Here is a 2,880-nt window from a genome sequence, read left to right on the forward strand (position 1 = left end):
TATACAATATTCAATATAAATTTTTGCATTGTCCTTCAGGTTTGAATAAATTTGACCAAGATTTGACCAAAATTTGGTGGGTAAAAATGAGAAAAATAAAAATATGCCTTTGTTAAAAAAGAGATTTTTGGCGGTACAAAAAATAATTTCTGGAGAGGAAAAAAGATGAAAATTTTTGCGACTAATTTGGCAAAAACAGCGTCTTCGTCGGATATTATTTACGATGCATTGCGGGATTCCATTATTAGCGGACAGATTCAGGCCGGGGAGTCGATGCGACAGGCGCATATCGCAGAGCTGTTCAATGTATCGCGTATTCCGGTTCGTGAAGCCTTAAAGCGATTAGAAGCACAGGGGCTTGTGCAATCGCTTCGGTATAAGGGCTATGTCGTATCTCCGTTATCCCACGCTGAAATGGAAGAGATTTACGAGATCAGGGCCAATCTGGAGCCAATAGTGATCGAAAAGTCCGTTGCTAATATGAGCGACGAAACACTGGAAGAGGCTAAGGAGTATTGTGATAGTTTCTCAACCGAAACAGATGCATCAAAATGGGGCGAATGGAACCGTTTGTTTCATGAAACTTTGTATAGAGATGCCGAACGTCCCTATCATCTAAAGCTGGTTGGCGAGGCGATTGATCGGGTTGATTCCTATTTACGTGCGCAATTGGTTCTGACCAATGGGATGGAGGTCGCCAGACGCGAGCACAATGATATTCTGAAAGCTTGTTTACAAAGGGATGGTGCTTTGGCGGCAAAAAGAACTAGAGAACATATTCTTGGATCTTACCGTGTCTTGATGGATTACCTTGGAAAACAATCTAAATAAACATAGGATAAGCAGTCCCAATTCCGAAAGTTTCAAAGGCGCCTTAATTTCAGGGTAATAAAATTCAAAGATTTTGATTACCAGCCTAACTGGGGTAATTAGGCTAAAGTATATCCAGACCTATGACGAACCTTTGGTTTGTAGAACAACGCTGAGAAGTCGGCGGTCAACATCAATTCCATTTTCTGACAAGGGCAGCATCAGGCGTGAATATTTGATGTAATCCTTGTCCAGCCAGTTCGCATCAAGGTCGTGCAATGTTGGCTCTTTTTTATTTACAATATGTCTGAACTGTTCCGTGACTTGATCATAAACGGGGCCGAGAAGGACATCTTCGACAAATTTTCCTGTGTAATCTACGCCCCATATTTCCACGACTCTTGTCCCCATTAACGTAACTTCATATCGTAAAGGGTTTCTGTGAATTTTATAAATGCAAAGATTGGGAAGAAGGTGAGGGAAGTCGATGGGATCGATGTCTCCTCTGCTTGGGGCAAAGCGATCCCCGCGTTTTGAATCCCAGTAATCGTACAGTTGTTGTTGTTCTGGGTAAGAAAACTCTAGCATCTATATCCTAAATATGAAGTACAGTAACAATAACTGTAATACATGATAATGACATAAATGAATGGAATTGGAAATTCTGTTTATCCAAGAGGCATACAAGAACTTGTGATCCGGCAATAGGGGTGATATTTAAGCCAAATCATAACCGGGTTTTGATGCATTGATGCGCATACCCAGTGCAAGAATACAATCTGTAGGGATACCATCGCGATGGGCGACAATAATCAGGACTTTCAACAGGCGCTTGTAAACAGACTTACGGACGCGACTTACCCTGAGCTTCCAAAGCACTATCAAGGCAAGGTACGTGATGCTTATGACCTGCCGGATGGTCGCCGTATTATGATCGCAACGGACAGGCAATCTGCATTTGACCGTATTCTTGCGGCAGTACCCCATAAAGGGCAGGTTCTTAATCAGACGGCCCGTTTCTGGTTTGAACAAACCGAAGATATTTGCCCCAATCATGTCATCAGCTTTCCTGACCCAAATGTTGTGATCGGTCGCAATCTGGAAATGTTACCGATTGAGATGGTTGTACGCGATTACATGACGGGATCCACCGAAACGTCTATTTGGCCCATGTATCAACGCGGCGAACGTAAGCTTTACGGGCATGATTTTCCTGAAGGCCTTAAAAAGAACCAGAAGCTGCCGAAAACCATTATTACCCCGACAACAAAAGCCGCGCAGGGTGATCATGATGCCCCGATTACGGCGGCTCAAATTGTTGATCAGGGGATTTTATCCAAAGATGTTTGGGACGAGCTGGCGCGTTTATCCCTTGCTCTTTTTGCGCGTGGTCGCGAAGTCGCCGCGAAAAACGGATTGATTTTGGTCGATACAAAGTATGAATTTGGCGTTGATCAGGATGGCCGCATTACTTTGGCGGATGAAATCCACACGCCGGATTCAAGTCGTTACTGGATTGCAGAAAGCTATCAGGAGCGGATGCATAGCGGGCACGAGCCGGAAAGCCTTGATAAAGAGTTTCTGCGTTTATGGGTTAGTCAACGTTGTGACCCGTATAAAGATGATATTCCTGAAATTCCTGACGATACGTTGGAAATTTTCAGTGAAAAATACATCAATTTGTTCGAGCGTGTAACTGGCGGGGCATTCAAGCGTGAAAGCTTTGATCAGCCTTTGCGGGAACGCATCCGGGATAATTTGGCCAAGATTTTGCCCGAATATTTCTAGAATACAGGAAATCATTTAAACTATTTTGAAGGCTGGGGTTTTTGTCTATGCCCAACAGGTATCAGAGATTTCAGACTAGTATAGAGTTTGTTGCGCCATTCTACGGTGAAGGGGGCGTATGATGCCCGAGCAGTCATATTGCTATATATGGGAATTTATCGTCAAAGATGGCGCGAATAACCATTTTGAAGATTTTTACGGTGATGAAGGGGAGTGGGTACAGCTCTTTACCATGGGTGCCGGCTATATACGGACAGAACTGGTTCAGGATCAAACTGACCC

At 43.7% G+C, this 2,880-nt stretch carries 3 protein-coding genes; 2 read left to right on the plus strand and 1 reads right to left on the minus strand.

Annotation, left to right across the window (positions count from 1 at the left end; genetic code table 11):
• The first annotated feature begins 165 nt into the window (after positions 1 to 165).
• A complete protein-coding gene (locus tag Q0241_RS11300; protein WP_299377409.1) occupies positions 166 to 831 on the plus strand; it encodes a GntR family transcriptional regulator in 666 nt (221 codons plus the stop codon).
• 120 nt (positions 832 to 951) lie between these two features.
• Here Q0241_RS11300 and Q0241_RS11305 read toward each other — a convergent pair whose 3' ends face one another.
• On the minus strand, positions 952 to 1,398 hold the full coding sequence (locus Q0241_RS11305; RefSeq protein WP_299377411.1) for a PAS domain-containing protein: 447 nt from the start codon (positions 1,396 to 1,398) through the stop codon (positions 952 to 954).
• A 210-nt stretch (positions 1,399 to 1,608) separates the two neighbouring features.
• Here Q0241_RS11305 and Q0241_RS11310 point away from each other — a divergent pair, with 210 nt between their 5' ends.
• Positions 1,609 to 2,598 carry a phosphoribosylaminoimidazolesuccinocarboxamide synthase gene (locus Q0241_RS11310; RefSeq protein WP_299377413.1) on the plus strand — a complete coding sequence of 330 codons (990 nt, stop codon included), beginning with the start codon at positions 1,609 to 1,611 and terminating at the stop codon, positions 2,596 to 2,598.
• Positions 2,599 to 2,880 lie beyond the last annotated feature (282 nt).

Source organism: uncultured Kiloniella sp., assembly GCF_937128705.1.
In the GTDB taxonomy this organism is placed as follows: domain Bacteria; phylum Pseudomonadota; class Alphaproteobacteria; order Kiloniellales; family Kiloniellaceae; genus Kiloniella.